This window comes from Streptomyces coerulescens (assembly GCF_042657965.1).
Classification (GTDB): Bacteria; Actinomycetota; Actinomycetes; order Streptomycetales; family Streptomycetaceae; genus Streptomyces; species Streptomyces coerulescens.
Genome location: NZ_JBHSKM010000022.1, coordinates 81939 through 108747, shown reverse-complemented (window position 1 = coordinate 108747; position 26809 = coordinate 81939). Strand labels below are relative to the sequence as shown.

Below are 26809 nucleotides of genomic sequence, written 5' to 3'. Positions count from 1 at the left end.
CTCAAACGCCGGACGGGCTGAGATGAGCCTCCGTACCTCTGAAAGGTGCCCCATGACCCGCGTCGCCGCCATCGACTGCGGTACGAACTCCATCCGGCTTCTCGTCGCCGATGTCGACCCTGCCACCGGCGAACTCGTCGACCTGGACCGCCGTATGACCATCGTGCGTCTCGGCCAGGGGGTCGACCGTACGGGGCGGCTGGCGCCGGAGGCGCTGGAGCGTACCTTCGCCGCGTGCCGTGACTACGCGGCGATCATCAAGGAGCACGGCGCCGAGCGGCTGCGCTTCGTGGCCACGTCCGCCTCGCGGGACGCCGAGAACCGGGACGAGTTCGTGCGCGGGGTCATGGACATCCTGGGCGTCGAGCCCGAGGTCGTCACCGGGGACCAGGAGGCGGAGTTCTCCTTCACCGGCGCGACGAAGGAGCTGACGGGGCGGGCGGATCTGCACCGGCCCTACCTGGTCGTGGACATCGGCGGCGGCTCGACCGAGTTCGTCGTCGGCGAGGAGCACGTCCGCGCGGCGCGCTCCGTGGACGTCGGCTGTGTGCGGATGACCGAGCGCCACCTCGTGCGCGACGGCGCGGTCTCCGACCCGCCCTCCGCCGAGCAGATCGCGGCGATAAGGGCGGACATCGAGGCCGCCCTCGACCTCGCCGAGGAGACGGTGCCGCTGCGCGAGGCGAAGACGCTGGTGGGGCTCGCCGGTTCGGTCACCACGGTGTCCGCGATCGCGCAGGACCTGCCCGAGTACGACTCCGCGCGCATCCACCACTCCCGGGTCGGCCTCGACCGGGTCCGCGAGATCACCGACTGGCTGCTGCACTCCACCCACGCCGAGCGCGCGGCCGTGCCCTCCATGCACCCGGGGCGGGTCGACGTCATCGCGGCCGGCGCGCTGGTGCTGCTGGCGATCATGGAGCGGACCGGCGCCGGTGAGGTCGTCGTCAGCGAGCACGACATCCTCGACGGCATCGCCTTCAAGGTCGCCGAGGAGGCCGCCGAGCAGGGCCACTGACCCGCACCTCGACGCCGAACGGCCCCGGTGCCCTTCCTGAGGGAGGGAACCGGGGCCGTCGTGCGAGCCCGAGCGGGCCGGCGTCAGTTGCAGAGGAGAACGATGAGGCCGCTGCATCCGTCGTCATCGCCGTGGCTCGGATTCGCCTGCGCGACCGTGGCCTTGGAGGAGTGGACGGGTGTCATGGCCGAGGCGGACGCTGCCGTGAACGCGCCCGTCGCCAGGGCGATGCCGAGGGCAACGCCGACCGAGACTATTCGCTTGCCGGCCCGCTTGGGGGCCTTCCGTGAAGTGATCATGGCTGCACGTTATGTGCCCTTCTGATCATTTTCGCGTGGAGAGTGGCTGGATGGGTGACGGTGACTCAGATCGCAGGCGAGGGATGGTTCGTGTCTCGTTTTGCTACCTGCCGGTAGCCATCGAGTGAGCGCTGCGGTTAGCGTGTGAGCGCTTTCGAGGGGCCTTCCAAGCCCCTTGGAGCCCTCCCGGAGCGGCCTTCTCGAGAAAGTTCGTGAAGTTCTTCACAAGGAATTCGGCCCTGTCGGAGCATGTATAGGTGTCGGTTGACCCTTCCGAGGGGTGAACAGGCCCTTGAACATGTTCAGATGGCTCGTGTAAGGGAGCTTCGGAAGCCTTCCGGCGAAGCGTGGCACGTGCCGCTCACAGAGGGCCCGTGAGGACAGAGAGGCAGCTCACGCGGCATTGACAACGGGCCGTACGGCACACCGGTTCCCGGATGTCACCATGACCTGTGTCACGCGGGCCGGGGATGGTAGCACAGGCCATGGGAGAGCTTGTGAAGGGGCGCACGAGCGACCCCCCTGAGGCAGGTGGATACTCGATGGCATGAGCACCACGGAGCGTCCCAGGATCCTCGTAGTAGGCGGTGGGTACGTAGGCCTGTACGCAGCTCGGCGCATTCTCAAGAAGATGCGCTACGGCGAGGCGACCGTCACGGTCGTCGACCCTCGGTCGTACATGACCTACCAGCCCTTCCTTCCCGAAACCGCCGCCGGCAGCATCTCCCCGCGCCACGTCGTCGTCCCGCTGCGACGCGTGCTGCCCAAGGCGGAGGTTCTCACCGGCCGGGTCACCACCATCGATCAGGACCGCAAGGTCGCCACGATCGCCCCGCTGGTCGGCGAGGCGTACGAGCTGCCCTTCGACTACCTGGTCATCGCGATGGGCGCGGTCTCCCGCACCTTCCCGATCCCCGGCCTCGCCGAGCAGGGCATCGGCATGAAGGGCATCGAGGAGGCCATCGGCCTGCGCAACCACGTCCTCGAGCAGCTGGACAAGGCCGACTCCACCACCGACGAGGAGATCCGCCGCAAGGCGCTCACCTTCGTCTTCATCGGCGGCGGCTTCGCCGGTGCCGAGACCATCGGTGAGGTCGAGGACATGGCCCGCGACGCGGCCAAGTACTACACCAGCGTCTCCCGCGAGGACATGCGGTTCGTCCTCGTCGACGCCGCCGACAAGATCCTGCCCGAGGTCGGCCCCAAGCTCGGCCAGTACGGCAAGGAGCACCTGGAGGCGCGTGGCGTCGAGGTCTACCTCTCGACCTCCATGGACTCCTGCGTCGACGGCCACGTCGTGCTGAAGAACGGACTCGAGGTCGACTCCAACACGATCGTGTGGACGGCCGGCGTCAAGCCGAACCCGGCCCTCGCCCGCTTCGGTCTGCCCCTCGGCCCGCGCGGTCACGTCGACTGCGAGCCGACCCTCCAGGTCGCGGGCACCGACTACATCTGGGCCGCCGGCGACAACGCCCAGGTCCCGGACCTCGTCGGCCGCAAGGCCGGCAACCCCAACGCCTGGTGCCCGCCGAACGCCCAGCACGCGCTGCGGCAGGCCAAGGTCCTCGGCGACAACGTGATCTCCGGTATGCGGGGCTTCCCGCAGAAGGACTACTCGCACGCCAACAAGGGCGCGGTGGCCGGTCTCGGCCTCCACAAGGGCGTCGCGATGATCGTCATGGGCAAGATGAAGATCAAGCTCAAGGGCCGTCTCGCCTGGTACATGCACCGTGGCTACCACGGCATGGCGATGCCGACCTTCAACCGCAAGATCCGCGTCTTCGCCGACTGGACCCTCGGCATGTTCCTCAAGCGTGAGGTCGTCGCCCTCGGCGCCCTGGAGACTCCCCGCGAGGAGTTCTACGAGGCCGCCAAGCCCGTGCCCTCGGCGCCCAAGCAGGAGAAGACCGAGGCCAAGGCCTCCTGACCGCTTCCGGTCAGCCGGACCGACCGAAGGACCTCCCGCCATCCGTGGTGCGGGAGGTCCTTCGGCGTTGAGAGTACGTGGTCGCTGCATGCATTTTGCCCAGCCGTAACGCGCGTGGGGGACTGCCAACGGGCCCCGCAAGTGTTTACGTGGTGTCGGACATTCCGGGATCCGTAATCACGGAGGTGTGTGCCATGGCAGACGCCGCGGTGCGGCTCAAGCGTCTTCTCGAACAGTTGCTGGGGGTTCCGCTCCCGGTGCGCATCCGCGCCTGGGACGGATCGCAGGCGGGTCCGCCGGGCGCGCCGATCCTCGTCGTACACAACCGCCGTGCCGTACGGCGGCTGTTGTTCAAGCCCGGTGAGCTCGGCCTCGCCCGCGCCTGGGTCGCCGGTGACCTGGACATCGAGGGGGATCTCTACACCGCCCTCGATCTGCTCGCGGGGCTGGTGTGGGAGCGGGGCGAGGACGCCCGGAGCCTGGCTCAGACGCTTCGGGACCCCGAGGCGCGTGCCGCCGTCCGCGGGCTCCTGAGACTCGGCGGACTGCCGCTGCCGCCCGCGCCGCCGCCCGAGGAGGTGCGCAGGCCGGGCCATCTGCACACGAAGCGCACGGACAAGCGAGCCATCAGCCACCACTACGACGTCGGCAACGACTTCTACGAGATCGTCCTCGGCCCGTCCATGGTGTACTCCTGCGCCTACTGGCCCGACCCGGACAGCACCCTGGAGACCGCCCAGCGCGACAAGCTCGACCTCGTCTGCCGCAAGCTCGGCGTGCGGCCCGGCCTGCGCCTGCTCGACGTCGGCTGCGGCTGGGGCTCCATGGCGGTGCACGCCGCCCGCGAGTACGGCGTGAGCGTCGTCGGGATCACCCTCTCCCAGGAACAGGCCGCCTACGCCCGCAAGCGCGTCGCCGACGAGGGGCTCACCGACAAGGTGGAGATCCGGGTCCAGGACTACCGGGACGTCGGCGACGGACCCTACGACGCCATCTCCTCCATCGGCATGGCCGAGCACGTCGGCGCCGACCGGTACCTGGAGTACGCCGATGTGCTGCACCGGCTGCTGAAGCCCGGCGGGCGGCTGCTGAACCACCAGATCGCCCGGCGGCCGCAGCGCGACGAATCGTCGTACGAGGTCGACGAGTTCATCGACGCGTATGTGTTCCCCGACGGCGAGCTCCAGCCCGTCGGCAGCACCGTCGCCCAGCTCGAACGCGCCGGTTTCGAGGTGCGTGACGTCGAGTCGATCCGCGAGCACTACGCCCTGACCCTGCGCCGCTGGGTCGCGCATCTGGAGGCCGACTGGGCGCGGGCGGTCACGCTCACCAGCATCGGGCGCGCCCGCGTCTGGCGCCTGTACATGGCCGCCTCCGCGCTGGCCTTCGAGCGCAACCGCATCGGCGTCAACCAGGTGCTGGCGGTGCGCACCCCCGAGTCCGGTGACTCCGGGATGCCGCTGCGCGCCCGCAAGTGGAGTGAGACCCAGAGCCGTTGAGCGGGGCGCAAGCCGAAGGGCCGGGCCCCCTGGTGGGGGAACCCGGCCCTTCGGTGCGTCGAGGCTCGGTCACTCGGCCTTGATCGCGTTCAGCATGTTCAGCTTCGCGGCGTTGCGGGCCGGCCACAGCGCGGCCAGGACGCCCACCAGACCGGCAAGCACCAGGAAGATCCCGATCCGGTCCCAGGGCAGGACCAGCCGGTAGCCCGGGATCTGGTCCGCGAAGGTCTCGCCGATCGCCCAGCCGAGGAACGAGCCGAGACCGATGCCGACCACCGCGCCGAACACCGAGATGACGACGGCCTCGAGGCGGACCATCCGCTTCACCCGGCGCCGGTCGAGACCGATCGCCCGCAGCATGCCGATCTCCTGCTGTCGTTCGAAGACCGACATCGCGAGGGTGTTGACGACGCCCAGCACCGCGATGATCAGGGCCATCGCCAGCAGGCCGTACATGATGTTCAGCAGGGTGTTGATGGCGCCGCCGAACTCGTTGCGGATGTCCTGCCGGTCCATGACCGTGATCGCGGGGTTGTCGCCCAGCGCGTCGATGAGGACCTTCTCGTTCGCCGCGGACTGGCCGCCGTCCGTCTTCACGAAGATCTGCCGGATGTACGGCTTCGCCTCGTGCTGGTCGGCGATCTTCTTGTCGATCAGGACCGGCGAGAGGAACTCGCTGTCCTTGTAGACGGCGCCGACGGTCAGCGTGGCCTTCTTCTCGTCGGCGAAGGTGAAGGGGACGCTGTCGCCGGGCTTCCAGCCCTTGCTCTTGGCCGTCTTCTCGGCGACCGCGATCCGGCCCTCGGCGAGCGAGTCGACGTTGCCGCTGACGACGTCGACGGTCAGGACCCGCTGGATGTCGCCCGGGGTGACCGCGGAGGCGGAGACGTACTCGTCGTCGGCCTGGAGGTAGGCGTCCTGCTGGGGCGAGACCGCGGAGACGCCCTTGGCCTTCTCCAGCGCGGTGAGCGCGGACTGGTCGAGGTCGCCGCCGTTGGCCATCGAGACCATGTAGTCGGCCTTGATGTTGTCCGTGGTCATCTTGTCGATGGCGGTGCCGACCGTGATGCCGAGCACCGAAAGACCGGTCACCAGCGTCAGCCCGATCGCCAGCGCCGAGGCGGTGGCTCCGGTGCGGCGGGGGTTGCGGACCGCGTTCAGGCCGGCCAGCTTGCCGGCCACCCCGAAGGGGCCGACGAGCAGCGGGCGGACGAGCGCGATCACGGGCCGGGACAGCAGCGGGATCAGGATGATCACGCCGATCAGCGCGAAGAACGCGCCGCCGCCGATGTACATCCGGCCGTCGTCGCCACCGGTCGAGGCACCCAGCACGATCCCGGCCGCGCCGAGGCCGGTGATGGCCGTGCCGATGGAGTTGCGTAGCACCAGCGACTTGGTGGTGGCCGCCGCGTGGACGCTGTTCATGGCCGCGACCGGCGGGATCTTCGCGGCCCGCCGGCCGGGCAGCCAGGCGGCGAACATCGTGATCAGCACACCGACCGCGATCGCGGCGATCACCGGCGTGACGGACAGGATCAGCGGGCCGTCCGGGATCTTCATCTCGAACGCGGCCATGCCGGAGCGCAGACCGACCGCGAGGCCGATGCCGAGGACGAAGCCGATCACCGAGGCGACCAGGCCCACCACCGCGGCCTCGGCGAGCACCGAGCGGGTGATCTGCTTGCGCGACGCACCGACGGCGCGCATCAGGGCGATCTCCTTGGTGCGCTGGGCGACCAGCATCGTGAAGGTGTTGGAGATCAGGAAGACCCCGACGAAGAGCGCGATGCCCGCGAAGCCGAGCAGGACCTGCTTGAGGTTCCCCATCCCCTGCTCGATCTGCTTCGCCTGCTCGTCCGCGAGCGCCTTGCCGGTCTGCGCCTCGGCGGTGTCCGGCAGCAGCGGCTTGACCGCGGCCAGGATCTTCGCGTCGTCCGCGCCGGGGGCGGCGGTGACGGTGACGCTCTCGTAGTAGCCCGCCTCGAGGTACTGCTTCTGGGCGACCCCGGTGTCGAAGAGGACCAGGCTGCCGCCGGCGTTCACGGCGCCGTCCTCGGTGGTGAACACACCGCTGAGGGTGTACTCCTTCACCGGACCGTTGGTCGCGACGCGCACCCGGTCGCCGACCTTGTACTCACCCTTGGTCGCGGACTCCTTGTCCAGGGCGATCTGATCGTCCTTCACCGGGCCGGAGCCGTCGGTGAAGGTGTAGGCGGAGTCCTTGCCGTCCTTGCCGGGGGCGAAGTTGGAGCCCTTGTTGGACCAGCCGACGCCGATCAGCTTGCCGTCGGGGTCGGCGACCCCGGCGAAGCCCTCGACGCGGCCGTACGCACCGGCGACGCCGTCGACGGCGGTGATCTTGTCGAGGGTCTTCTGGGAGAGACCGGGCTCCTTCTTGCTGTCGTCCGGGTCGGCGTACGAGGTGATCGAGACGGCGACGTCGTCGTAGCTCTTCGCCGACTGGTTGCGGAAGGCGTTGGAGAGGGTGTCGGCGAAGACCAGGGTGCCGGAGACGAACGCGACGCCGAGCATGACGGCGAGCACGGTCATCAGCAGCCGGGCCTTGTGCGCGAGAACGTTGCGCAGGGCGGTGCGGAACATCAGCTGGTGCGGCCCTTCGCGTCGAACTGCTTCATGAAGTCGAGCACGTTGTCCGCGGTCGGCCGGTACATCTCGTCGACGATCCGTCCGTCGGCCAGGAACACCACGCGGTCCGCGTACGCGGCGGCCACCGGGTCATGGGTCACCATCACGACCGTCTGCCCCAACTCCCGTACGGAGTTGCGAAGGAAGCCCAGCACCTCGGCGCCGGAGCGCGAGTCGAGGTTCCCGGTCGGCTCGTCACCGAAGATGATCTCCGGGCGGGAGGCGAGGGCGCGGGCCACGGCGACGCGCTGCTGCTGGCCGCCGGAGAGCTGGGCGGGACGGTGCTTGAGCCGGTCGGAGAGACCGATCATCCGGATCACCGAGTCCACCCACTGCTGGTCCGGCTTGCGGCCCGCGATGTCCATCGGGAGGGTGATGTTCTCCAGCGCGGTCAGCGTGGGCAGCAGGTTGAACGCCTGGAAGATGAAGCCGATCTTGTCCCGGCGCAACTTGGTGAGCTGCTTGTCCTTCAGGGTGCCGAGCTCGGTGTCGCCGATGCGCACCGACCCTGAGGAGAAGGTGTCCAGTCCGGCCACACAGTGCATCAGGGTGGACTTGCCGGAGCCGGAGGGGCCCATGATCGCGGTGAACTCGGCCTGCCGGAAGTCGACGGAGACCCGGTCCAGGGCGACCACCTGGGTCTCGCCCTGTCCGTAGATCTTCGACAGATCCGTGGCCCGCGCGGCCACGGTCGTGGCCCGGTCGGCGATGGGTGCGGTGGTCACGAGAAGAACGCTCCTGAAGGGACGGCGGTGTGTTCGAAGGACGTATCCATCGTCCCGGCCGTGCGGCGCCGTGTAGTCCGTCCCTGTTCCGGTTCCGAAGGCAGACTGCGGATGGACCGGAGGCGGCTGTGTCATACCTGAGGATGACGGGGACCCCTGACACCTGTTCGTGTCGGGAACAGGTGGAGCGTCCTTGTTCGGGCGGTGAAATTCCGTCATTCCGTATGCGTCGCCGAACGCCGCACGGAAGGCTATTGGCAAGTGCGGATGGCGTGTTCCGTGGGCTGATGCACCCTCAGACGTCAATAAAATAAGACAACATCGGTCCGCCCGTCCGCTGTTCGGGGGAGGTATCCCGATAGGCTCGGGATCTCGATGCGGAGCCCATGGCCTGCCCAGATGGTGGAATGCAGACACGGCGAGCTTAAACCTCGCTGCCCCTTCGCGGGCGTGCCGGTTCAAGTCCGGCTCTGGGCACTTCCGACACCCCTCCCTCCCTTCAAGAGTTGACCCCGGTTCAGGAGTTCCCGCGCAACCGTTGACAGCGGATGCATGCGCCCGGAGACTCGCTTTCGTACATGGTGAATGAATTTTCACAGTGCGAACAAGCGAACCGAGTGAAGGGAAGCGACCGATGCGCACCACCGTCGGCATCATCGGAGCGGGCCCCGCCGGCCTCCTCCTCGCGCGGCTGCTCCTGGGCGCCGGCATCGACTCGGTCGTCCTGGAGAGCCGCGACCGGGCCTACGTCGAGCACCGCCAGCGCGCCGGGATCCTGGAGCAGGGCACGGTGGACGTGCTGCGGGCGGCCGGTGCCGGGGAGCGCTTGGACCGCGAGGGCCTGCCGCACGACGGCATCGAGCTGCGCTTCGACCGCAAACGCCATCGCGTCGACTTCCCCGCCCTCACCGGCGGCCGGTCGGTCATGGTCTACGCCCAGACCGAGGTCTGCAAGGACCTCATCGCCCTCCAGCTGAAGGAGGGCGGCCCGCTGCTGTTCGAGGCGGAGGCGCTGGCGGTGGAGGGCGCGGACACCGAGCGCCCGCGCGTGCGCTTCCGGCGCGACGGTGTCGAGGACGTCCTCGAATGCGACTACGTCGTGGGCTGCGACGGCTTCTGGGGCGTGGCCCGCAAGGCGATCCCCGAGGAACTGGTGCGGGTCTTCGAGCGGACGTACCCCTTCGGCTGGCTGGGCGTCCTCGCCGATGTCGCCCCCTCCCACGACGAGCTGGTCTATGCCCGCCACGACCGCGGCTTCGCCCTGCTCTCCATGCGCTCCCCGTCCGTCTCCCGCCTCTACCTCCAGGTGCCCGAGGGCACGGAGGCCGAGGAGTGGAGCGACGACGAGATCTGGGCGGAGCTGGAGCGCCGCTTCGAAACGGCCGACGACTGGCGTCTGGAACGCGGCCCGATCACCCAGAAGACGGTCACGCCGATGCGCTCCTACGTCCACGAGCCCATGCGGCACGGCCGTCTCTTCCTGGCCGGTGACGCGGCCCACATCGTGCCGCCGACGGGCGCGAAGGGGCTGAATCTCGCCATCGGTGACGTCGTCACCTTCGCGCGGGCGCTGACGCACGAGAGGCGCACCGGTTCGGCCGGGCTCCTCGACGCCTACTCCGAGACCTGTCTGCGCCGGGTCTGGCAGGCCGAGCGGTTCTCCTACGACATGACGACGCTGCTGCACCGGGCGCCCGAGGCCACGCCGTTCGAGGACCGGCTCCAGCTGGCGCGCCTGGAGCGGATCGCGGCGTCGAGGGCGGCCGAGACCGATCTCGCGGAGGCGTACACCGGGTTTCCGTTCGGGTGACGGGGCGTGAAGGCCGGGGGAGTGATCTCCGACTGATTCCGGCCACGTCGCAGGTTGGTCATGAATGGGCCCCTTCGTGGCTGGGAATCACCCGGCCGCGTAGCGTGTTGGCCAGCACGACGAGGGAAAGATCCTCCCCAAGCACTAGGGTCAATCCTTTGCCTACCTATTACTCTTGAGCCAAGGCCGCGCACGGCGGCCATGGAGGAGTGAAATGAGGAGCAGCAACCCGGTCTTCTCGCGACGGGGGTTCAGCCGCGACAACGGCTACGCGGGCTTCAACACCGCGCCGCAGGCCGGGGGCGCCGCTGTCGGCACGCAGGGCAACCCTTACGCCCAGCCGCAGGCCGGCAACCCGTACGCGCAGAACCCTTACGCCCAGCAGGACCTGCAGTACGGCGCGCCGCCGCAGGCCCCGGCCACCACCGGCCGCATGACGATGGACGACGTCCTCATGCGCACCGGCACCACGCTCGGCATCCTGATCGTCACGGCCGCGCTCGCCTGGGCGACGCTGCCGGTCGACGACGCCAACATCAGCCGGTCCTACGGCATCGCGATCGGCGCCGGTCTGATCGGCATGGTCCTGGCGCTCGTCCAGTCCTTCAAGCGCAAGGCGTCGCCGGCGCTGATCCTGTCGTACGCCGCGCTCGAGGGCGTGTTCCTCGGCGTGGTCTCCAGCGTCGTCGACAACCGCATCGCCAGCGGTGCGGCCATGCAGGCCGTGCTCGGCACGCTCGCGGTGTTCGGCGCGGTGCTGGTGGCGTACAAGGCGGGCTGGATCCGCGTCAACCGCCGCTTCGTCGGCTTCGTGATGGCGGCCGCGCTCGGCTTCATCGTCCTGATGGCGATCAACCTGCTGTTCGCGGTCTTCGGCGGCGGTGACGGCCTCGGCTTCCGCAGCGGCCCGCTCGGCATCCTCTTCGGTGTCGTCGGCATCCTGCTCGGCGCCTGCTTCCTCGCCCTGGACTTCAAGCAGGTCGAGGACGGCATCGCCTACGGCGCGCCGCGCGAGGAGGCCTGGCTGGCGGCCTTCGGCCTCACCCTGACGCTGGTGTGGATCTACATGGAGTTCCTGAGGCTCATCTCGATCCTCAACAGCAGCGACTGATCCACCGCACAGTCGTACGCGAAGGGCCCCGGGTCGCGACCCGGGGCCCTTCGGCGTTGTCCCGGTGCGCGCCTAGAGCAGTTTGCGCGCGGCCCTCCTCAGGTCGTACTCATGGATGATCGCCTTCGCGTGGCCGTACGCGAGGTTGTGTTCGTGCCGGAGCCAGCTGACCTTCTCCTCGAAGTTGAAGAGAGCCGGGCCTTCTTCGACAGCGCGCAACCAGTCGGAGACTTCACGACCGGTGCAATGGGGGATGCGGGCGAGCAGATTGCGATGGGTCTCCTGGGAGAAGACTTGGGACATCGGCGCCTCCGGACGCATGGGATGTAAGCCGGTCCTTCAGGTCACCGTGCCTGAGCGTTCGCCCGTTGGCAACAGTCGCGTACGCTCACGGCGTGGTTGATACGACGCGTCTGACCCGAGCCGTAGATCACTTCGCCGACCGGTTGCGGGCGGCACCGCAGAGCCGGCTGCAAAGAAGCGCCGCCGCGGAGGCGCTGGCGCTGGCCAGGGAGTTCGCCCGTCGGGCGCAGGTGCTGGAGGAGCCGGGGGCGCAGCCCCGGGAGATGCCCGACGCCGGGATGTTCGCGGCGGCCGACCAAGTCACCGTCGCCGTCCATGACTTGGCCCTCGTACTCACGGACGAGGGGGAGGTCGAGGAAGCGGTGCGGCTGGTGGAGGAGGCGCAGAAGCGGGCCGGGGTGTGAGCCCTAGAGGGACGCTATGACCCGGTCGGCCAGGATGTAGACGTTCTCCTCGCCGCACGCGAAGGTCAGCGTGTACGCGCCCGAGATTCCCGAACCGCCCAGCAGTACCGGAGTCTCGCCCGCGCGCAGGGCCGTCGCCAGGCGCTCCGCCGTCTCGCGGTGGCCCGGGGTCATGCACAGGGTGGTGCCGTCGGCGAAGACATAGACGTCGAGGGTGCCCAGGGGTCCGGGGCGGACGTCGGTCAGTTCGGTGGCGGAGGCGGCCAGGTCCTCAAGGGTGGACACGGTGCGCTCATGGTCGTTCACCACCGGCGACGAGGCCGGGACGAAGTCCGGGTGGGAGGGGTGACGGCGGCGGGCCGCGGCCAGTTCGGGGGACTCCCCGGCGAACTCGTCGGGCTCGGCGGTCGGCTCGGTCACCGGTTCCAGGTGCTCCAGGCCCGCGAAGTCGGCCTGCCGGGGCAGGAAGAGCTCGCTGTCGGACAGACCGAGGAGCGTGGGCGCGTCGGAGGCGTCACGGGCCTCCTGGGCGGCCCAGAAGGCGCGCGCCTCGGCCAGCTCCCGCTCGCGCTCCTCGGCGAGCGCCTCGGCCACGGCCGCGCGTATCTCATCGGCGTCGGCGGAGACGCGGGCCTGCGGGACGAGGCCGCGGGCCGTGGCGGCGTTGTTCTGTGCCAGCTCGGTGTGCAGGGCCGCGACCTGCCGGCGCAGCCCCATGAGGGTGCGCAGGACGGCGACGCCCACGGCGCCGGTGGCGGCCGTGGTGAGCAGCAAGGCGATCGGCATGGCGCTCACTGACGTACTCCCGGTTCAAAGTCGACCCCCGACTTCCTACATCAGCTTGAAGGGCGGACTATCCAGCTGTCAGTGCGTAAGGTCACGAAACGGACAGGGATTTGGGCCTGGGGTTTGGTAGTGAAACTGTTCTGACCTGCGTGAATCCCTCCGCGAAGGGAGATAGGTCACATCCTGGGGGAGATTGGATCACAAAACGGCCCAGAACCTTGGAGTTTCCCGGGTTCTGGGCCGAAGGCTCACGCTGGGTCGTGCGACGACTACCCAGCGGTTCCGCCTCGTTGGTTCAGCTGAGGCGCTCGATCACCATCGCCATGCCCTGGCCGCCGCCGACGCACATCGTCTCCAGGCCGAACTGCTTGTCGTGGAACTGCAGGGAGTTGATGAGCGTGCCGGTGATGCGGGCGCCGGTCATGCCGAAGGGGTGGCCGACGGCGATGGCGCCGCCGTTGACGTTCAGCTTGTCGAGGTCGATGCCCAGGTCGCGGTAGGAGGGGATCACCTGGGCGGCGAACGCCTCGTTGATCTCGACCAGGTCGATGTCGTCGATGGTGAGGCCGGCGCGGCGCAGGGCCTGGTTGCTCGCCTCGACCGGGCCGAGGCCCATGATCTCGGGGGACAGGCCGGAGACGCCGGTGGACACGATGCGGGCGAGCGGGGTGAGGCCCAGCTCGCGGGCCTTGGTGTCGGACATGATCACGACCGCGGCGGCGCCGTCGTTGAGCGGGCAGCAGTTGCCCGCGGTGACGAGTCCGTCCGGGCGGAACACCGGCTTCAGGCCGCCGACGGCCTCCATGGTGACGCCGGCGCGGGGGCCGTCGTCCTTGCTGACGACGGTGCCGTCGGGGAGGGTCACCGGGGTGATCTCGCGCTCCCAGAAGCCGTTCTTGATGGCCTCCTCGGCGAGGTTCTGCGAACGGACGCCGAACTCGTCCATGTCCTGGCGGGTGACGCCCTTGGAGCGGGCGAGGTTCTCGGCGGTCTGGCCCATCGCGATGTAGGCGTCCGGCACGAGGCCGTCCTCACGCGGGTCGTGCCACGTCGTGCCCTCCTGCTGGGCGACCTCGGCGGTGCGGGCCTCGGCCTCCGCGAAGAACGGGTTGTGGGTGTCCGGGAGGCTGTCGGAGTTGCCCTTGGCGAAGCGGGAGACCATCTCGACGCCCGCCGAGATGAAGACGTCGCCCTCGCCGGCCTTGATGGCGTGCAGGGCCATGCGGCTCGTCTGGAGCGACGAGGAGCAGTAGCGGGTGATGGTGCAGCCCGGGAGGTGGTCCATGCCCATCTGCACGGCGACGATACGGCCGAGGTTGTTGCCCTGCTCGCCGCCGGGGAGACCGCAGCCGAGCATCAGGTCGTCGATGTCGCGCGGGTCGAGCTCGGGGACCTTGGCGAGCGCGGCCTGGATGATCGTGGCGGTGATGTCGTCCGGGCGCAGGTCCTTGAGGGAGCCCTTGAAGGCGCGGCCGATGGGGGAGCGGGCGGTCGAGACGATCACGGCTTCGGGCATCACGGCTCCAGGGGCTTACGGGATGGGCAGGGCTGGTGGGGAAGTTACCCGTACGTACCGGCGAGGTCACGGGCGTGGCGGTGTGACCCTTGCCGCAATTTAATAAGCGCTTGCTTTTCTCCGCTGAACTGGACCTGAGGCGCCTGTGCCCTTACTGCGACGGCGTCACCGGTGCCCGGTCCGGCTCCGGTACCCGGCGCCGGCGGCGGCGCTTGAGCAGGGCCCAGGGGCCCTTGGGGCCCGTCGGCATGGCGGCCGTGACCTCTGTGCCCGCCTCCGAGGCGGCCTCGGCAGCCGCCCGGGCCACCGGCAGGAAGCCCTCGCGGCGGGTGACGTCGGGGCGCTCCTCCTCCGCCGGCCACAGACCCAGTGTGGCGCAGACCGTCGGCAGGACCGCCATCGCCGCGGTGGCGTAGCCCTCCGCCGAGGGGTGGTAGTTGTCGGGGCCGAAGAGCTCGCGCGGGTTCGCCTCGAACTCGGGGCCCAGCAGGTCGCCCAGCGACACCGTGCGGCCGCCCTGCTCGACGGCGCCGATCGTCTGGGCCGCCGCCAGCTGGCGGGAGGCGCGCCGGGCCAGCCAGCGCAAGGGCTGCTGCACCGGCTCGATCGTGCCCAGGTCGGGACAGGTGCCGACCACCACCTCCGCACCGGCCGTGCGCAGCCGCCGTACCGCCGAGGAGAGATGGCGGACCGAGCGTGTCGCGGGCATCCGGTTGGTGACATCGTTCGCGCCGATCATGATCACGCAGACGTCGGGTGTCAGGGCCGGGTCGGCCAGGATCAGGGCCACCTGACGGTCCAGGTCGTCCGAGCGCGCACCCGGCAGGGCCACGTTGCGCAGGACCACCGGACGCTCCGCCACCGCCGCCAGTCCCGACGCCAGCAGTGCGCCCGGTGTCTGGCCCGCCCGGTGCACGCCCTGGCCCGCGGCCGTCGAGTCCCCCAGCATGGTCAGCCGCAGCGGCTGTTCGCCCGGCGTCGCGTAGAGGTGGCCGTATCGGCCGTCGGCGTTCGGCACATGGTTGCTCGTGCCGTTGCCCACGTGGCGCCTGGCCATCCGCACCTCGGCGAGCAGGAGACCCACGGCCGCCGCGCCGGCCAGACCGATGCCGCCTCCGCCGTATGCGGCGCCCGCCGCGATCCGCCGGGCCACCCTCGCCCTAGACATGCTCGTCATGCGTCGCCGCCACCTCCTCCTGGCCGGAACAGCCGTACATCAACTGCTTGCCCCGCACGGACCGTGGCCCAATCCCCACCACGAGTGAACGACTTTCGACGGCCCCGTGCAGGCCACCGGGCCTTAGGCTGGCGGAACCACTACGACCACACCTTTTGCAGCATCCGGAGACAACGGTGCAATTCCACGACTCGATGATCAGTCTCGTCGGCGACACCCCGCTGGTGAGGCTCAACAACGTGACCAAGGGCATCCGGGCGACCGTCCTGGCCAAGGTCGAGTACTTCAACCCCGGCGGCTCCGTGAAGGACCGCATCGCCCTGCGCATGATCGAGGCCGCCGAGGAGAGCGGCGCGCTCAAGCCCGGCGGCACCATCGTCGAGCCGACCAGCGGCAACACCGGCGTCGGCCTGGCGATCGTGGCCCAGCAGAAGGGGTACAAGTGCATCTTCGTGTGCCCGGACAAGGTCAGCACCGACAAGATCAATGTGCTGCGGGCCTACGGAGCCGAGGTGGTCGTCTGCCCGACCGCCGTGGATCCCGAGCACCCGGACTCCTACTACAACGTCTCCGACCGGCTGGTCCGTGAGACTCCCGGCGCGTGGAAGCCGGACCAGTACTCCAACCCCAACAACCCGCTCTCCCACTACCACTCGACCGGCCCCGAGCTGTGGGAGCAGACCGAGGGGAAGATCACCCACTTCGTGGCGGGCGTGGGCACCGGCGGCACCATCTCCGGCACCGGCCGCTATCTGAAGGACATCAGCGACGGCAAGGTCAAGGTCGTCGGCGCCGACCCCGAGGGCTCGGTGTACTCGGGCGGCTCCGGGCGGCCGTATCTCGTCGAGGGCGTCGGTGAGGACTTCTGGCCGACCGCCTACGACCGGACCGTCGCCGACGAGATCGTCGCCGTGTCCGACAAGGACTCCTTCCAGATGACCCGGCGCCTGGCCCGCGAGGAGGGCCTGCTGGTGGGCGGCTCCTGCGGCATGGCCGTGGTCGCCGCGCTGGAGGTCGCCGAGCGGCTCGGGCCGGACGACGTCGTGGTCGTCCTCCTCCCCGACAGCGGGCGCGGCTACCTCAGCAAGATCTTCAACGACGAGTGGATGGCCGACTACGGCTTCCTGGAGGACGAGGGTCCGAGCGCGCGCGTCGCCGACGTCCTCAACGACAAGGAGCACGGCGCCATCCCCTCCCTCGTCCACATGCACCCGGACGAGACGGTCGGTCAGGCCATCGAGGTGCTGCGCGAGTACGGCGTCTCGCAGATGCCGATCGTGAAGCCGGGCGCCGGTCACCCGGACGTCATGGCCGCCGAGGTCGTCGGCTCGGTCGTGGAACGGGAGCTGCTGGACGCCCTGTTCACCAAGCGGGCCTCCCTCGACGACCCGCTGGAGAAGCACATGTCGCCGCCGCTGCCGCAGGTCGGCTCGGGCGAGCCGGTCGGCGACCTCATGTCCGTGCTGGGCGCGGCGGACGCGGCGATCGTGCTGGTCGAGGGCAAGCCGACCGGTGTGATCAGCCGTCAGGACCTGCTGGCCTTCCTGGCCAAGGGCGGGAAGTAGCGGCGAACGTGCGGTGAACGGGGCGTGGCCGCGGCGAACGTGCGGTGACCGGGGCCGCTCGCACCGTCGCGGAACTGGTACGAGCGCGTCACGTTCACGCAGCACCCGCTTAACACGGGTCCGGCACATTAGTGGGTGTCGGCAGGGCGGGAGCGGCTCCCCGCCCGAGCCGACGCCGAACGTCCAAGGACCTCCGGAGCGGCTCCCGGACCTCCATGGACGCCACGGACGTGCAGGCCCGGCCCTGACCCGGCTCGCGTCCTTCGCGGGGACCGCCGTCGTCCCGCCCCCCGGAAACGGGGGTGCGGCGGTCCCCGCGCACCTCTTCTTCCGGCAGCCTCGGTCGCCTCAGCGCGCTGTCGCGGCCCAACTCCCCAGCATGGCCAAGCGTTCCGCCGTCTCCGAGCCCCGCTCCGGCGTGTAGACCACCACCGTCTGGTCCGGGTCCGTCGGCACTGTCAGGGTCTCGAACGGCAGGGACAGCACGCCGGTGAGCGGGTGGTGGACGCGTTTCGTGCCCGACATGCACGCCTTGACCTGGTGGTCCGCCCACAGCCGGCGGAAGTCCGGGCTCTTGACCGACAGTTCGTCGATGAGCGCGTCCAGCCGTGTGTCATCAGGGCGGTGGCCGGCGCTCAGGCGCAGGTGCGCGGCGGCCTGGGCGGCGATCTCGGGCCAGTCCGGGAACGTGGTGCGGGCGTCCGCGCCGAGGAAGACCTGCCGGGGGATGTTGCGCCCGGCGGGGGCCGCACGGCTGTAGCCGTTCATCGCGTCCGCGAGGGAGTTCCAGGCGAGGACGTCCATGCGGGCGTCCATGACGAAGGCGGGCGTGCGGTCCATGCCGTCCAGCAGTGCCTGGACACCGGGCCGCACCCGCGACGCCTCCGGTCTGCGCGCATCCCGCCCGCGCCGCGGCCGGGCCACCGTGCGCAGATACGTGTGTTCCGTCTCGTCCAGCCGCAGGACCCGGGCGATCGCGTCCAGCACGGAGTCGGATACGCGTTGTCCGCGGCCCTGTTCCAGACGGACGTAGTAGTCGACGCTCACGCCGGCCAGCTGCGCCACCTCCTCGCGGCGCAGGCCCGGGACGCGGCGCCGCCCGTACGAGGGCAGGCCCACCTCCTCCGGCCGGATCCGGCCGCGGCGCGAGCGCAGGAAGTCTCCCAGGTCCCCGTCCATGGGTTCGAGCGTAGCCGCGCGCCCGGCCGTGAGCCTGGTACTGCCAGACACAGGAACAACGCATCCCTGGGTAGGGCCGGCGCGGCGGCCGAGGGTGAGGGGTGTTCGCCAGTCGCCGGGGAGAGGCCCCGGCGGCTCCCTCACCCAGGAGGAGTCCCATGTCGTACGAGAACCTGACCGGCCGTACCGCCGTCGTGACCGGAGCGGCGAGCGGGATCGGCGAGGCCGTCGCCGTGCTGCTCGCCGAGCGGGGCGCACGGGTGGCGCTGCTGGCCCGGCGTGAGCAGCGGCTGGAGGAGGTCGCCGCGAAGATCACCGCGGGCGGCGGCAGCGCGCTGGCCGTCGTCGCGGACGTCACCGACGACGCGTCCGTGGCCGCCGCCGTGGCGCGGATCCATGAGGCGTACGGGCCCGTCGACCTCGTCGTCAACAACGCCGGCGTCATGCTGGGCAACCCCGTGGAGGCGGGGCGGCTCGACGAGTGGCAGCGGATGATCGACACCAACGTGACCGGGGTGCTGCGCGTCATCCGGGCGTTCACCGGCGACCTGGTGGCGGCGGCCGGCGAGGGCCGCACGGCCGACCTGGTCGACATCTCGTCCGTCGGCGCGCATCTCGCGTTCCCCAATTACGCGGTGTACGGGGCGACGAAGGCCGCGGTCACGCATCTCTCCCAGTGCCTGCGCACCGAGTTCGGGCCGCGTGACGTGCGGGTGACCAATGTGGAGCCGGGGTTCGTGGAGAGCGAGCTGCGGCTGCACACCGACAACGCCGAGGTGTCGGGGCAGGTCGACGGCATGCTGGAAGCCGTGGGCACGCTGGCCGCCGAGGAACTCGCCGATGTGGTGGCGTACGCGGTGAGCCGGCCGCGGCATGTGAACCTGCGGCAGATCATGGCGATGCCCACCCGGCAGGCGTGAGACCGTCGGTCCCCCGCCGGGCTCAGTCCTCCCAGCGGTCCTCGTCCTTGGCCGACCCGCGGCGCCAGCCCCTGAACATTCCGGGGTTGGTGCGGGCCGCCTGGACGACGTTCACTCCGACGATGCCGATCCAGGTGACCAGCAGCCCCTTGAGCCCGGCCACACCGCCGCCGATCCCGGACAGCGGGACCGCCAGGATCATGGTGACGATGCCGAAGCCGAAGCGCTCACCGAAGGAGTCCGAGTCGGTCGGCTTCGGCGACCGCGCGCCCCGGGCCACCACCATCTGCTGCTCGGCCAGCTGCCGCCGCACCCGGCGCTCGACAGCCCCGTCGATGCGCTGGTCGACCTTCTCCATGAACGAGTCGACCAGCGCGGACTCGTACTCGTCGCCCAGTTCCCTGCGTGCCTGCAGGGTGGCGTTCAGTTCCTTCTTGAGCTCGGTGTCCCGCGCGTCCATTCCGGTCATACGCCCCACGGTAGGGAGCTGGGACGCGGGCCGCACGGGGGTTAGCCCCCCTGTTCGTCAGGGGGCCAGCCGTCACTTCGCCAGGCCGTGCTCCTTCGCGTACGCGTTCGCCACGTCCTCGGGGTCCTTCTTGTCCTTGTCCACCAGCCGGTTCAGCTCGGTCAGCTGCTCGGTGGTCAGGGTGTTGCCGAGTTCGGCGAGGGCCTTGCGGACGGCGGAATCGGCCTTGCGGTCGGCGATCAGCGGGACGACGTGCTGGCCGGGGATGAGGTTCTTGGGGTCGGTCAGCACCACCCAGTCGTTGGCCTGGATGTCGGTGTCGGTGGTGAAGAGGTTCGCCACGTCCACGTCGCCCTTCTTCAGGGCGCCCTTGACCAGCGGTCCGGAGGAGTCCAGCGACTTGAACTCCTTGAACTCCACGCCGTAGACGTCCTTCAGGCCCACGGCGCCGACCTCCCGCTTCTTCACCTCGGGCGCCGCGCCGATGACCAGCTTGCCGTTCTGCTTCCTCAGGTCGGCGAGGGAGGCCAGGCCGTACTTCTCGGCCGTCTCACGGGTGACGACGAAGGCGTCCGAGTCCTCGGCCCTGCCGTACGGCAGCACCTGCAGGCCGTTGGGGAGGGACATGGTGAGGGCGTTCTGCATCTCGCCCTCCTCCGTGGCCGTCGCCTTGGGCGCGACGTAGTGCAGCAGGGCGCCCTGGTACTCGGGGAGCAGGTCGATGTCGCCGCCCTTGAGGGCGGGGATGAGGATCTCGCGGGTGCCGAGGTTGGGGCGGACGCTGACCTTCACGCCGGCCGCGTCCAGTACGGCGGCGTAGAGGTACCCGAGCACCTGGTTCTCGGTGAAGTTGGCGGTGCCGATGGTGATGCCGCCCTTGCTGGAGCCGCCCCCGGAGCCGGCGGAGCCCTCGCCCTCCAGGGAGGTGATGCCGCTGGAGCAGGCGGCGAGTGCGGGGACGGAGGCGGCTGCGAAGAGGCCGCCGAGGAGGGTACGTCGGTTCATCGGAAGGTTCATCGATGGGTCCCTAGGCAGTGCGAGTGCGGTGGCGGAAGAGGAAGCGCTGGAGGCCGGAGAGGGCGAGGTCCAGGACGACGGCGACCACGGCGACCAGCACCGCACCGCCGAGCACCTGCACGAGGTCGCGCTGGGCGAGGCCGTCGAAGACGTAGCGGCCGAGGCCCCCGAAGGAGACGTACGCGGCGATGGTGGCGGTGGCGACGACCTGGATCAGCGCCAGCCGCAGGCCCGTCATGATCAGCGGGAGCGCGAGCGGCAGTTCGACCTGGAGCAGGACCTGGTGGCCGCGCATGCCCTGGCCGCGTGCCGCGTCCTTCACGTCCGGGTCGACGGCCGTCATGCCCGCGTAGGTGTTGGTGACGATCGCCGGGACCGCGAGGGCGACCAGAGCGACGTAGACCGGGAGCATGGAAAGGCCGCCGGCCAGGAAGACCAGCACCACCAGACCGACGGTCGGCAGGGCGCGGCCGAAGGACGCGAGGTTGATCGCGAGGAAGGCGCCCTTGCCGGTGTGGCCGATCAGCAGGCCGAGGGGGAGGCCGATCGCCGCCGCGATGAGCGTGGCGAGCAGGGAGTACTGGAGGTGTTCGGCCAGCCGGTGCGCGATGCCGTCGGAGCCGGACCACTGCTCGCCGGCGACCAGCCAGGCGCCGAGGTTCTTGAAGAGTTCGTACATGTCAGGCTCGCCGCCTCCGCCACGGGGTCAGGACGTACTGAAGGCCGACCAGCAGCGCGTCGGCGACCACCGCGAGGAGCAGGGTGAGGACCACTCCGACGATCACGGGGGTCGGGAAGTTGCGCTGGAAGCCGTCGGTGAAGAGCTGGCCGAGGCCCCCGTCGCCGATATAGGTCGCGACCGAGACCAGGGAGATGGACATGACGGTCGCGATCCGCACGCCGGCCATGATCACGGGCAGCGCGAGCGGGAACTCGACGGTGAGGAGGGTGCGCAGCGGGCGCGTGCCCATCGCCTTCGCGGCCTCCTTCACCTTCACCGGGACCGAGTCGAGGCCCTCGACCGTGTTCCGCAGCAGCACCACCAGCGTGTAGACCGTCAGGCCGACCACGGTCGTGGTGCGGGTCAGACCGGACACCGGGAGCAGCAGCACGAAGATCGCGATCGAGGGGATCGTGAACAGGACGTTCGACAGGCCCAGCAGGAAGCCGCGCAGGGGGCGGATGCGGTGGGCGATCACCGCCAGCGGCAGCGAGATCACCACGCCCAGGAAGACGGCGCCGAGCGCGGCCTGGAGGTGGGAGAGCGTCAGGGTGGTGAGGTCGTCGGTGTGGTCGCCTATCCACGACCAGTCGATGGTCATGCGGTCACCCTGGCTTCCGTGTGCGCCTGGCCCGCGTGCTCGTGGATGTCGTCGCGGGAGGAGACGCCGGTGAGGTGGCCGTCCGCGTCGACGCGGGCTATCAGGCCGTTGGGGGAGGCGATGGACTCGTTGAGGGCGGCGAGGAGCGAGTCGCCGTCCGTCAGCGGGCGTACGGGGATCTCGGTGTCCTCGGACGCCCAGTGCAGGGGCTTGTTCGCCGCGTCGAGCACCAGGCTCCAGATGCCGCCCTCCGGCGCGGGGCCCTGCGGGACGTCCGCGAGGGTGCGCAGGCTCAGCAGCTTCAGACCGCGCTCGGCGCCGAGGAAGTCGGCCACGAAGTCGTCGGCGGGGCGGGCGAGCAGCTCGGCGGGGGAGGCGCACTGCACCAGGTGGCCGCCGGTGCGGAAGATCGCGATCTGGTCACCGAGCCGTACGGCCTCGTCGATGTCGTGGGTGACGAAGACGATGGTCTTGCTCAACTCCTTCTGCAGGCGCAGGAGTTCGTCTTGGAGCTGGGTGCGCACGACGGGGTCGACCGCGCCGAACGGTTCGTCCATCAGCAGCACGGGCGGGTCGGCGGCCAGCGCGCGGGCCACGCCGACGCGCTGCTGCTGCCCGCCGGAGAGCTGGTGCGGGTAACGCTTGCCCGCGTCGGCCGCGAGACCGACGGTCTCCAGGAGCTCCGCCGCGCGGGCGCGGGCCTTGCCGCGGCTCCAGCCGAGCAGCAGCGGCACGGTGGCGATGTTGTCGAGCACCGTGCGGTGCGGGAACAGGCCCGCCTGCTGGATGACGTACCCGATGGAGCGGCGCAGCTCGGCGGCGTCCTGCCGGGTGACGTCCTTGCCGCCGACCTGGATGGTGCCGGAGGTCGGTTCCACCATCCGGTTGATCATCCGCAGTGTGGTCGTCTTGCCGCAACCGGAGGATCCGACCAGGACGGTCACGCCGCCCTCCGGCATCTCCAGAGAGAGATCGTGGACTGCTGTCGTGCCGTTGGGGAAGCGCTTGTGGACCGCGTCGAACTGGATCATGAGATGTCCCTTGCCCGGCTGTATAACGTCATGCAGAGTTCTCGGTAGGTGAATAACTTGTCAACGGGTTGGTGTAAATCCGGAGTAACGGATGACTGAAGCGCGAGATCTGATGTCCGGGTTGAGGGGAGTTTGGGCTTGATGTCGTCTCGGATCGTGGACGCGTCGGGATCTGTCCATACGGGACTGGTCGTCCTCGACGGGATCGGGCTCGGCGTCGAGGACGTCGCCCGTCTCGCCGACGGGAGCGCGCGGCCGGTCCCCGCCACCGACGCGATGAAACGGGCCGAGGAGTCCTGGGACGCCGCCCGCCTCATCGCCGCGACCGGCCGCGTCTACGGCCGCTCCACCGGCGTCGGCGCCAACCGGAACGAGGACGTGCCCACCGAGGCCGCCGCCGAACACGGTTTGCGCCTGCTGCGCAGCCACGCCGGCGCCATCGGCGAGGAACTGCCCGCCCGGCAGGTGAGGGCCATGCTCGCCGTCCGCGCCAACCAGCTTCTGGCCGGCGGCGCGGGCCTGCGCCCCACCGTCATCACCGCCCTGTGCGCGGCACTGGAGAGCGGCGCCCACCCGGTGGTGAACGAGTTCGGCTCGGTCGGCACCGGCGACCTCGCCGCGCTCGCGCAGACCGGCCTCGCGCTGGCCGGCGAGCACCCCTGGCGCGGCACCGGGGCACCCGAGCCGCAGCCGCTCGACAACAACGACGCCCTCGCGTTCATCAGCAGCAACGCCCTGACCCTCGGCCAGGCCGCCCTCGCCCTGCACGAACTGCGCGGCCTGATCGCCGCCACCCAGGTCGTCGCCGCCCTGTCCCTGCTCGCCGTCGACGGCTCCCACGAGGCGTACGCCGCCCCCGTGCACACCGCCCGGCCGCACCGGGGCAGCACCGAGGTCGCCCGCCGGATGCGCGAGCTGATCGGCGCCGAGGACCGGCCGACCCCTCCACTCGGCCGCATCCAGGACCCGTACGGCTTCCGCTGCCTGCCCCAGATCCACGGCCCCGCGCACGACGCCGCCGACGCCCTGGAGGAGGTGCTCGCGGTGGAGATCAATGCCGCCGCGGAGAACCCTCTGATCTCCCCCGAGGACATGGCGGCCTACCACCACGGCGGCTTCTACCAGGCCCAACTCGCCCTCGCCCTGGACCACTTCAGGCTGGCGCTGACCCAGGTGGCCCGCCTCTCGACCTCCCGCCTCTCCACTCTCAACGAGCCCGCCTACACCCGCCTCAAGCCCTTCCTCGCCGACCAGGAACCCGCCTCGTCCGGCGTGATGATCCTGGAGTACGCCGCCGCTGCCGCCCTCGGTGACCTGCGCGCCTTCTCCGCCCCCGCCTCGCTCGGCCACGCTGTACTCTCCCGGGGCGTGGAGGAGCAGGCCAGCTTCGCCTCGCTCGCCGCACGGCAGACACTGCGCGCGTGCGGCGCGTACCGTCTGGTCGTCGGCTGCGAACTCGTCGCCGCGGTACGGGCGTTGCGCCAGCGCGGCCTCAGGCCCGACGCCGAGCTTCCGATCGGCCGGGCGATGGAGCTGGCCGAGTCGGCGCTCGACGACGACCTGGCCGACCGTCCGCTCACCGACGACGTGACGGCGGCGGCCGCACTGCTGGACCGGTTCACGGAGATCTGGAGGGGGAGCGCGGCATGAGCGCGGACAGGAACACGGGCGGGACGGACAGCCCCGCCGCGCGACTTCAGACGCTCTTCGAGGGGCACCGGCTCACGCCGACCCAGCGGCGCATCGCGCACAGCATGGTGCGGCGGGCCGCCGACGTGCCCTTCCTGTCCAGCGTGGAGCTGGCCGAGCTCGCCGGGGTCAGCCAGCCGTCCGTGACCCGCTTCGCCGTCGCCCTCGGCTTCGACGGCTACCCGGCGCTGCGCCGGCACCTGCGCGAGGTCGCGCCCGTGGAGCAGACCCCGGACGCGAGCTCGTACAACGAGTACCAGCAGGCCGTCGAGGCCGAGATCGAGAACCTGCGGCATCTGGCGGAGGTGCTGGCCGACCCGCGCCCGGTGCAGAAGGCCGGACGTCTGCTCGCCGCCTCTCGCCCCCTGCCGGTGCTCGGCCTGCGCGCGGCGGCCTCCCAGGCGTACGGCTTCTCGTACTTCGCCGCCAAGGTCCATCCGGACGTACGGCTGCTGGACGAGGGCGGCACGATGATCCACGACCGGATCGACGCCGCCGTACGGGCCGGGGCCACGGCCCTGCTCTGCTTCGCGCTGCCCCGGCATCCGCGCGAGGTCGTGGACACCCTCGCCTACGCCAAGGAGGCCGGGCTGACCGTGGTGACGGTCGCGGACTCCGCGTTCGCGCCGGTCGCCAAGGTGTCCGATCTGCTGCTGCCCGCCGCCGTCGGCACCGGCCTCGCCTTCGACACGGCCTGCGCGCCGATGCTGCTGGGGCGGGTCCTGCTGGAGGCGATGTGCGACGACCTGCCGGACGCCCAGGCGCGACTGGAGGAGTTCGACGCGCGGGCGGCGAGCCGGGGACTGTTCGTCGAGTGAGTTCCCGGACGGTTTCTTAAGGCTCGTCTCACATTGGCTGGCTAGCGTGCGCACAGCGGCTGGACGGCTCGAGACGGGAGGCGGAGCGTGGCACGCGGTGGAGGACAGGGACTGGCCCGGGTGGCCGTCGTCGTACGGGCCGGGGCGGCCCCGCTGTGGTGGCTCGGGGTGTTCGCGGCGGGCATCGGCGTGCTGGTGCCGGGCGTCACGGGCCGCAGGATCGGCGTCCTGGCCGGCGCCGCGCTGTTCATCGTCGCCCCGGTCGTGGTGGCGTCGGTGCGCCGCAGGCGCTACACCGCCCTGATCGGCTCGGCCACCCGGGCCGGCAAGCACGACGTGCTCCAGGACCGCGCGGTCGCCGTGCGCAACTGGCGCCGGGGCCACCGCTGGTGGCTGGCGGCGGCGTTCCTCGCCGCACTGGGCAGCGCGTTCGCCGTACCGGCGGCCGGCGGGATGCTGCTGGCGGGGTGCGGAGCGGGGCTCCGGCTCAAGGCGGCGTGGCTCGGGCGGCGGGAGCGGGCCGAGAACGCCCTGCTGTGGGCGCGGGTCGACTGGCTCGACGGCCGGGGCGGCCGCCCCGCGGGCAAGGCCGTGAAGGGCTACCGCACCACGGGTGTCGCCGCGGGCGACGCGGCCCCGGGCGGGGCCCGCCGCCGCACCGCGGCGCTCGTCTAGGTCAGACCTCCAGGTCCTCCTCGATCTTCCTCAACTGGTGCCGGGCCATCGCCAGGTTGGCCCGCTTGCCGTCGAGGACCAGGTACAGGAAGAGGCCGTTGCCCCCGCGCCCGGTGATCAGCCGGATCAGGTGGTACTGGTCGGAGAGGGTGATCAGGATGTCCTCGATGCCGCCCTTGAGGCCGAGGTGTTCCATCGTGCGCATCTTGGCGCGGACGACGTCGGTGTTGCCGGCGGCGGCGACATTGAGGTCGAAGGTCTTGCTGCCGCCGAGCGTGCCGAGCGCCATCCCGCTGGTGTAGTCGACGAGCGCGACCCCGGTCGCTCCCTCGATCGAGGCGAGGCATTCCTTCAGCGTGGTCTCGGTGTTGGCCATGACGTGTCTTCCTCTCAACTTTCGGTAGTGGTGCGCGCGTTGGCGGTCGTCCGTGCCGAACGCGTGGTCTTCGTACGGGTGGGCATGGGTTTGGCGGGCTCCTTCGCGGAGCTCTTGGCCGGGCTCCTGCGCGCGGGCAGCGCCTCGGCGTCGACGAGCTCCCCGATACGGGCACCGGCCCGGCGGCCCTCCAGATGCAGCCGGCCGACGTTGACGCCGTCCGTCGCGAGCAGGGTCAGCACGGCGGTGCGGCCCGCCGCGTACGTCGCGACATAGCCGCCGGTGCCGCGGACGAGCAGTTCGCGCAGGTCGCCCCGGCCGGTCGCGTCCGTCATCCGCACCGCGACGCCGAGTGCGGCGGCGGTCAGCGCGGCGAGGCCATCCGGTTCCACACCGGGCGTGTCATGGGCGAGGACGAGGCCGTCCACGCCGGCCGCGAGCGCTCCGGTCAGCTGGGGCACTCGGGCTCTGAGCCGGCGGAACTCGTCGAGTATCGGGGCCTCGGCCGCCATCAGGTTTCTCCTCTC

Annotated in this window: 26 protein-coding genes and 1 tRNA gene; 12 read left to right on the top strand and 15 right to left on the bottom strand. The window is 70.5% G+C overall.

Annotated elements, in window-relative coordinates:
- The first annotated feature begins 52 nt into the window (after nt 1-52).
- A complete protein-coding gene (locus ACFPQ9_RS27900; protein ID WP_380858988.1) occupies nt 53-1018 on the top strand; it encodes a Ppx/GppA phosphatase family protein in 966 nt (321 codons plus the stop codon).
- Nucleotides 1019-1101: 83 nt separating this feature from the next.
- On the opposite strand, the gene ACFPQ9_RS27895 is transcribed toward ACFPQ9_RS27900, so the two are convergent.
- Nucleotides 1102-1317: a hypothetical protein gene (locus ACFPQ9_RS27895; RefSeq protein ID WP_380858985.1), complete on the bottom strand. Its 216-nt coding sequence runs from the start codon at nt 1315-1317 to the stop codon at nt 1102-1104.
- Nucleotides 1318-1864: 547 nt separating this feature from the next.
- Between ACFPQ9_RS27895 and ACFPQ9_RS27890 the strand changes: the two genes are divergently transcribed.
- Both ACFPQ9_RS27890 and ACFPQ9_RS27885 read left to right on the top strand, forming a co-directional pair.
- On the top strand, nt 1865-3244 hold the full coding sequence (locus tag ACFPQ9_RS27890) for an NAD(P)/FAD-dependent oxidoreductase (RefSeq protein WP_380858983.1): 1380 nt from the start codon (nt 1865-1867) through the stop codon (nt 3242-3244).
- A gap of 194 nt (nt 3245-3438) precedes the next feature.
- Nucleotides 3439-4743 carry a class I SAM-dependent methyltransferase gene (locus tag ACFPQ9_RS27885; protein ID WP_380858980.1) on the top strand — a complete coding sequence of 435 codons (1305 nt, stop codon included), beginning with the start codon at nt 3439-3441 and terminating at the stop codon, nt 4741-4743.
- Between the two features lie 69 nt (nt 4744-4812).
- Here the strand turns inward: ACFPQ9_RS27885 and ACFPQ9_RS27880 are convergent, their stop codons facing one another.
- Together ACFPQ9_RS27880 and ACFPQ9_RS27875 are read right to left on the bottom strand one after the other, a co-directional pair.
- Complete coding sequence (locus ACFPQ9_RS27880; RefSeq protein ID WP_380858977.1) at nt 4813-7344, bottom strand: ABC transporter permease; 2532 nt, start codon at nt 7342-7344, stop codon at nt 4813-4815.
- Nucleotides 7344-8114 (bottom strand): ABC transporter ATP-binding protein, encoded by a 771-nt coding sequence (locus ACFPQ9_RS27875; protein ID WP_030950468.1) that lies wholly within the window; start codon nt 8112-8114, stop codon nt 7344-7346. The genes ACFPQ9_RS27880 and ACFPQ9_RS27875 overlap by 1 nt, the downstream gene beginning before the upstream one ends.
- Before the next feature lie 393 nt (nt 8115-8507).
- On the opposite strand from ACFPQ9_RS27875, the gene ACFPQ9_RS27870 reads away from it, so the two are divergent.
- The 3 genes from ACFPQ9_RS27870 (at nt 8508) to ACFPQ9_RS27860 (ending at nt 11035) form a co-directional block, all read left to right on the top strand.
- Nucleotides 8508-8591: transfer RNA gene (locus ACFPQ9_RS27870), tRNA-Leu, on the top strand.
- A gap of 157 nt (nt 8592-8748) precedes the next feature.
- On the top strand, nt 8749-9924 hold the full coding sequence (locus ACFPQ9_RS27865) for a 4-hydroxybenzoate 3-monooxygenase (protein WP_380858974.1): 1176 nt from the start codon (nt 8749-8751) through the stop codon (nt 9922-9924).
- A 214-nt stretch (nt 9925-10138) separates the two neighbouring features.
- Nucleotides 10139-11035, top strand: coding sequence for a Bax inhibitor-1/YccA family protein (locus ACFPQ9_RS27860; protein WP_380858971.1), 897 nt, complete (start codon nt 10139-10141; stop codon nt 11033-11035).
- Between the two features lie 72 nt (nt 11036-11107).
- Here the strand turns inward: ACFPQ9_RS27860 and ACFPQ9_RS27855 are convergent, their stop codons facing one another.
- Complete coding sequence (locus ACFPQ9_RS27855; protein ID WP_380858968.1) at nt 11108-11338, bottom strand: DUF4287 domain-containing protein; 231 nt, start codon at nt 11336-11338, stop codon at nt 11108-11110.
- A gap of 92 nt (nt 11339-11430) precedes the next feature.
- Here ACFPQ9_RS27855 and ACFPQ9_RS27850 point away from each other — a divergent pair, with 92 nt between their 5' ends.
- Nucleotides 11431-11742: a hypothetical protein gene (locus tag ACFPQ9_RS27850; RefSeq protein WP_380858965.1), complete on the top strand. Its 312-nt coding sequence runs from the start codon at nt 11431-11433 to the stop codon at nt 11740-11742.
- A 3-nt stretch (nt 11743-11745) separates the two neighbouring features.
- On the opposite strand, the gene ACFPQ9_RS27845 is transcribed toward ACFPQ9_RS27850, so the two are convergent.
- The 3 genes from ACFPQ9_RS27845 to ACFPQ9_RS27835 form a co-directional block, all read right to left on the bottom strand.
- Nucleotides 11746-12528 carry a hypothetical protein gene (locus ACFPQ9_RS27845; RefSeq protein ID WP_380859472.1) on the bottom strand — a complete coding sequence of 261 codons (783 nt, stop codon included), beginning with the start codon at nt 12526-12528 and terminating at the stop codon, nt 11746-11748.
- Nucleotides 12529-12823: 295 nt separating this feature from the next.
- The gene (locus tag ACFPQ9_RS27840) at nt 12824-14044 is read right to left on the bottom strand and encodes an acetyl-CoA C-acetyltransferase (protein WP_380858962.1); all 1221 of its coding nucleotides are present in this window, start codon (nt 14042-14044) and stop codon (nt 12824-12826) included.
- A 151-nt stretch (nt 14045-14195) separates the two neighbouring features.
- Nucleotides 14196-15221 carry an SGNH/GDSL hydrolase family protein gene (locus ACFPQ9_RS27835; RefSeq protein WP_380858959.1) on the bottom strand — a complete coding sequence of 342 codons (1026 nt, stop codon included), beginning with the start codon at nt 15219-15221 and terminating at the stop codon, nt 14196-14198.
- A 176-nt stretch (nt 15222-15397) separates the two neighbouring features.
- Between ACFPQ9_RS27835 and ACFPQ9_RS27830 the strand changes: the two genes are divergently transcribed.
- Nucleotides 15398-16786, top strand: a complete 1389-nt coding sequence (locus ACFPQ9_RS27830) for a cystathionine beta-synthase (protein ID WP_380858956.1) — start codon at nt 15398-15400, stop codon at nt 16784-16786.
- A 348-nt stretch (nt 16787-17134) separates the two neighbouring features.
- Here the strand turns inward: ACFPQ9_RS27830 and ACFPQ9_RS27825 are convergent, their stop codons facing one another.
- Nucleotides 17135-17965, bottom strand: coding sequence for a helix-turn-helix transcriptional regulator (locus tag ACFPQ9_RS27825; RefSeq protein WP_380858953.1), 831 nt, complete (start codon nt 17963-17965; stop codon nt 17135-17137).
- 158 nt (nt 17966-18123) lie between these two features.
- Between ACFPQ9_RS27825 and ACFPQ9_RS27820 the strand changes: the two genes are divergently transcribed.
- Complete coding sequence (locus tag ACFPQ9_RS27820) at nt 18124-18885, top strand: SDR family oxidoreductase (RefSeq protein WP_093746280.1); 762 nt, start codon at nt 18124-18126, stop codon at nt 18883-18885.
- 22 nt (nt 18886-18907) lie between these two features.
- Here the strand turns inward: ACFPQ9_RS27820 and ACFPQ9_RS27815 are convergent, their stop codons facing one another.
- The 5 genes from ACFPQ9_RS27815 to ACFPQ9_RS27795 all read right to left on the bottom strand — a co-directional run bounded on the left by ACFPQ9_RS27815 (nt 18908) and on the right by ACFPQ9_RS27795 (nt 22724).
- A complete protein-coding gene (locus tag ACFPQ9_RS27815) occupies nt 18908-19354 on the bottom strand; it encodes a hypothetical protein (protein WP_380858950.1) in 447 nt (148 codons plus the stop codon).
- 72 nt (nt 19355-19426) lie between these two features.
- The gene (locus ACFPQ9_RS27810) at nt 19427-20359 is read right to left on the bottom strand and encodes an ABC transporter substrate-binding protein (RefSeq protein WP_380858947.1); all 933 of its coding nucleotides are present in this window, start codon (nt 20357-20359) and stop codon (nt 19427-19429) included.
- Nucleotides 20360-20381: 22 nt separating this feature from the next.
- Nucleotides 20382-21050, bottom strand: a complete 669-nt coding sequence (locus ACFPQ9_RS27805) for an ABC transporter permease (RefSeq protein ID WP_380858944.1) — start codon at nt 21048-21050, stop codon at nt 20382-20384.
- 1 nt (nt 21051) lies between these two features.
- Nucleotides 21052-21693 carry an ABC transporter permease gene (locus ACFPQ9_RS27800; RefSeq protein ID WP_380858941.1) on the bottom strand — a complete coding sequence of 214 codons (642 nt, stop codon included), beginning with the start codon at nt 21691-21693 and terminating at the stop codon, nt 21052-21054.
- Entirely contained in the window at nt 21690-22724 is a 1035-nt protein-coding gene (locus tag ACFPQ9_RS27795) for an ABC transporter ATP-binding protein (protein WP_380858938.1), read from the bottom strand. The genes ACFPQ9_RS27800 and ACFPQ9_RS27795 overlap by 4 nt, the downstream gene beginning before the upstream one ends.
- Nucleotides 22725-22865: 141 nt before the next feature.
- On the opposite strand from ACFPQ9_RS27795, the gene ACFPQ9_RS27790 reads away from it, so the two are divergent.
- The 3 genes from ACFPQ9_RS27790 to ACFPQ9_RS27780 all read left to right on the top strand — a co-directional run bounded on the left by ACFPQ9_RS27790 (nt 22866) and on the right by ACFPQ9_RS27780 (nt 25906).
- Nucleotides 22866-24374, top strand: a complete 1509-nt coding sequence (locus tag ACFPQ9_RS27790; protein ID WP_380858935.1) for an aromatic amino acid ammonia-lyase — start codon at nt 22866-22868, stop codon at nt 24372-24374.
- Nucleotides 24371-25231: a MurR/RpiR family transcriptional regulator gene (locus ACFPQ9_RS27785; protein ID WP_380858932.1), complete on the top strand. Its 861-nt coding sequence runs from the start codon at nt 24371-24373 to the stop codon at nt 25229-25231. The genes ACFPQ9_RS27790 and ACFPQ9_RS27785 overlap by 4 nt, the downstream gene beginning before the upstream one ends.
- Nucleotides 25232-25318: 87 nt before the next feature.
- Complete coding sequence (locus ACFPQ9_RS27780; protein WP_380858929.1) at nt 25319-25906, top strand: hypothetical protein; 588 nt, start codon at nt 25319-25321, stop codon at nt 25904-25906.
- 1 nt (nt 25907) lies between these two features.
- On the opposite strand, the gene ACFPQ9_RS27775 is transcribed toward ACFPQ9_RS27780, so the two are convergent.
- Together ACFPQ9_RS27775 and ACFPQ9_RS27770 are read right to left on the bottom strand one after the other, a co-directional pair.
- Nucleotides 25908-26282 (bottom strand): roadblock/LC7 domain-containing protein, encoded by a 375-nt coding sequence (locus ACFPQ9_RS27775; protein WP_380858926.1) that lies wholly within the window; start codon nt 26280-26282, stop codon nt 25908-25910.
- A 14-nt stretch (nt 26283-26296) separates the two neighbouring features.
- Nucleotides 26297-26794 carry a roadblock/LC7 domain-containing protein gene (locus ACFPQ9_RS27770; RefSeq protein ID WP_380858923.1) on the bottom strand — a complete coding sequence of 166 codons (498 nt, stop codon included), beginning with the start codon at nt 26792-26794 and terminating at the stop codon, nt 26297-26299.
- Nucleotides 26795-26809: the final 15 nt, after the last annotated feature.

Excerpts from the sequence above, each read along its gene's own strand:
- ACFPQ9_RS27855 (WP_380858968.1), bottom strand. The coding sequence starts at position 11,338 with ATGTCCCAAGTCTTCTCCCAGGAGACCCATCGCAATCTGCTCGCCCGC.
- ACFPQ9_RS27880 (WP_380858977.1), bottom strand. The coding sequence starts at position 7,344 with ATGTTCCGCACCGCCCTGCGCAACGTTCTCGCGCACAAGGCCCGGCTG.
- ACFPQ9_RS27795 (WP_380858938.1), bottom strand. The coding sequence starts at position 22,724 with ATGATCCAGTTCGACGCGGTCCACAAGCGCTTCCCCAACGGCACGACA.
- ACFPQ9_RS27810 (WP_380858947.1), bottom strand. The coding sequence starts at position 20,359 with ATGAACCGACGTACCCTCCTCGGCGGCCTCTTCGCAGCCGCCTCCGTC.
- ACFPQ9_RS27770 (WP_380858923.1), bottom strand. The coding sequence starts at position 26,794 with ATGGCGGCCGAGGCCCCGATACTCGACGAGTTCCGCCGGCTCAGAGCC.
- ACFPQ9_RS27790 (WP_380858935.1), top strand. The coding sequence starts at position 22,866 with ATGTCGTCTCGGATCGTGGACGCGTCGGGATCTGTCCATACGGGACTG.
- ACFPQ9_RS27775 (WP_380858926.1), bottom strand. The coding sequence starts at position 26,282 with ATGGCCAACACCGAGACCACGCTGAAGGAATGCCTCGCCTCGATCGAG.
- ACFPQ9_RS27785 (WP_380858932.1), top strand. The coding sequence starts at position 24,371 with ATGAGCGCGGACAGGAACACGGGCGGGACGGACAGCCCCGCCGCGCGA.
- ACFPQ9_RS27860 (WP_380858971.1), top strand. The coding sequence starts at position 10,139 with ATGAGGAGCAGCAACCCGGTCTTCTCGCGACGGGGGTTCAGCCGCGAC.
- ACFPQ9_RS27840 (WP_380858962.1), bottom strand. The coding sequence starts at position 14,044 with ATGCCCGAAGCCGTGATCGTCTCGACCGCCCGCTCCCCCATCGGCCGC.
- ACFPQ9_RS27890 (WP_380858983.1), top strand. The coding sequence starts at position 1,865 with ATGAGCACCACGGAGCGTCCCAGGATCCTCGTAGTAGGCGGTGGGTAC.
- ACFPQ9_RS27800 (WP_380858941.1), bottom strand. The coding sequence starts at position 21,693 with ATGACCATCGACTGGTCGTGGATAGGCGACCACACCGACGACCTCACC.
- ACFPQ9_RS27820 (WP_093746280.1), top strand. The coding sequence starts at position 18,124 with ATGTCGTACGAGAACCTGACCGGCCGTACCGCCGTCGTGACCGGAGCG.
- ACFPQ9_RS27865 (WP_380858974.1), top strand. The coding sequence starts at position 8,749 with ATGCGCACCACCGTCGGCATCATCGGAGCGGGCCCCGCCGGCCTCCTC.
- ACFPQ9_RS27835 (WP_380858959.1), bottom strand. The coding sequence starts at position 15,221 with ATGACGAGCATGTCTAGGGCGAGGGTGGCCCGGCGGATCGCGGCGGGC.
- ACFPQ9_RS27895 (WP_380858985.1), bottom strand. The coding sequence starts at position 1,317 with ATGATCACTTCACGGAAGGCCCCCAAGCGGGCCGGCAAGCGAATAGTC.
- ACFPQ9_RS27815 (WP_380858950.1), bottom strand. The coding sequence starts at position 19,354 with ATGACCGGAATGGACGCGCGGGACACCGAGCTCAAGAAGGAACTGAAC.
- ACFPQ9_RS27825 (WP_380858953.1), bottom strand. The coding sequence starts at position 17,965 with ATGGACGGGGACCTGGGAGACTTCCTGCGCTCGCGCCGCGGCCGGATC.
- ACFPQ9_RS27805 (WP_380858944.1), bottom strand. The coding sequence starts at position 21,050 with ATGTACGAACTCTTCAAGAACCTCGGCGCCTGGCTGGTCGCCGGCGAG.
- ACFPQ9_RS27900 (WP_380858988.1), top strand. The coding sequence starts at position 53 with ATGACCCGCGTCGCCGCCATCGACTGCGGTACGAACTCCATCCGGCTT.
- ACFPQ9_RS27885 (WP_380858980.1), top strand. The coding sequence starts at position 3,439 with ATGGCAGACGCCGCGGTGCGGCTCAAGCGTCTTCTCGAACAGTTGCTG.
- ACFPQ9_RS27845 (WP_380859472.1), bottom strand. The coding sequence starts at position 12,528 with ATGCCGATCGCCTTGCTGCTCACCACGGCCGCCACCGGCGCCGTGGGC.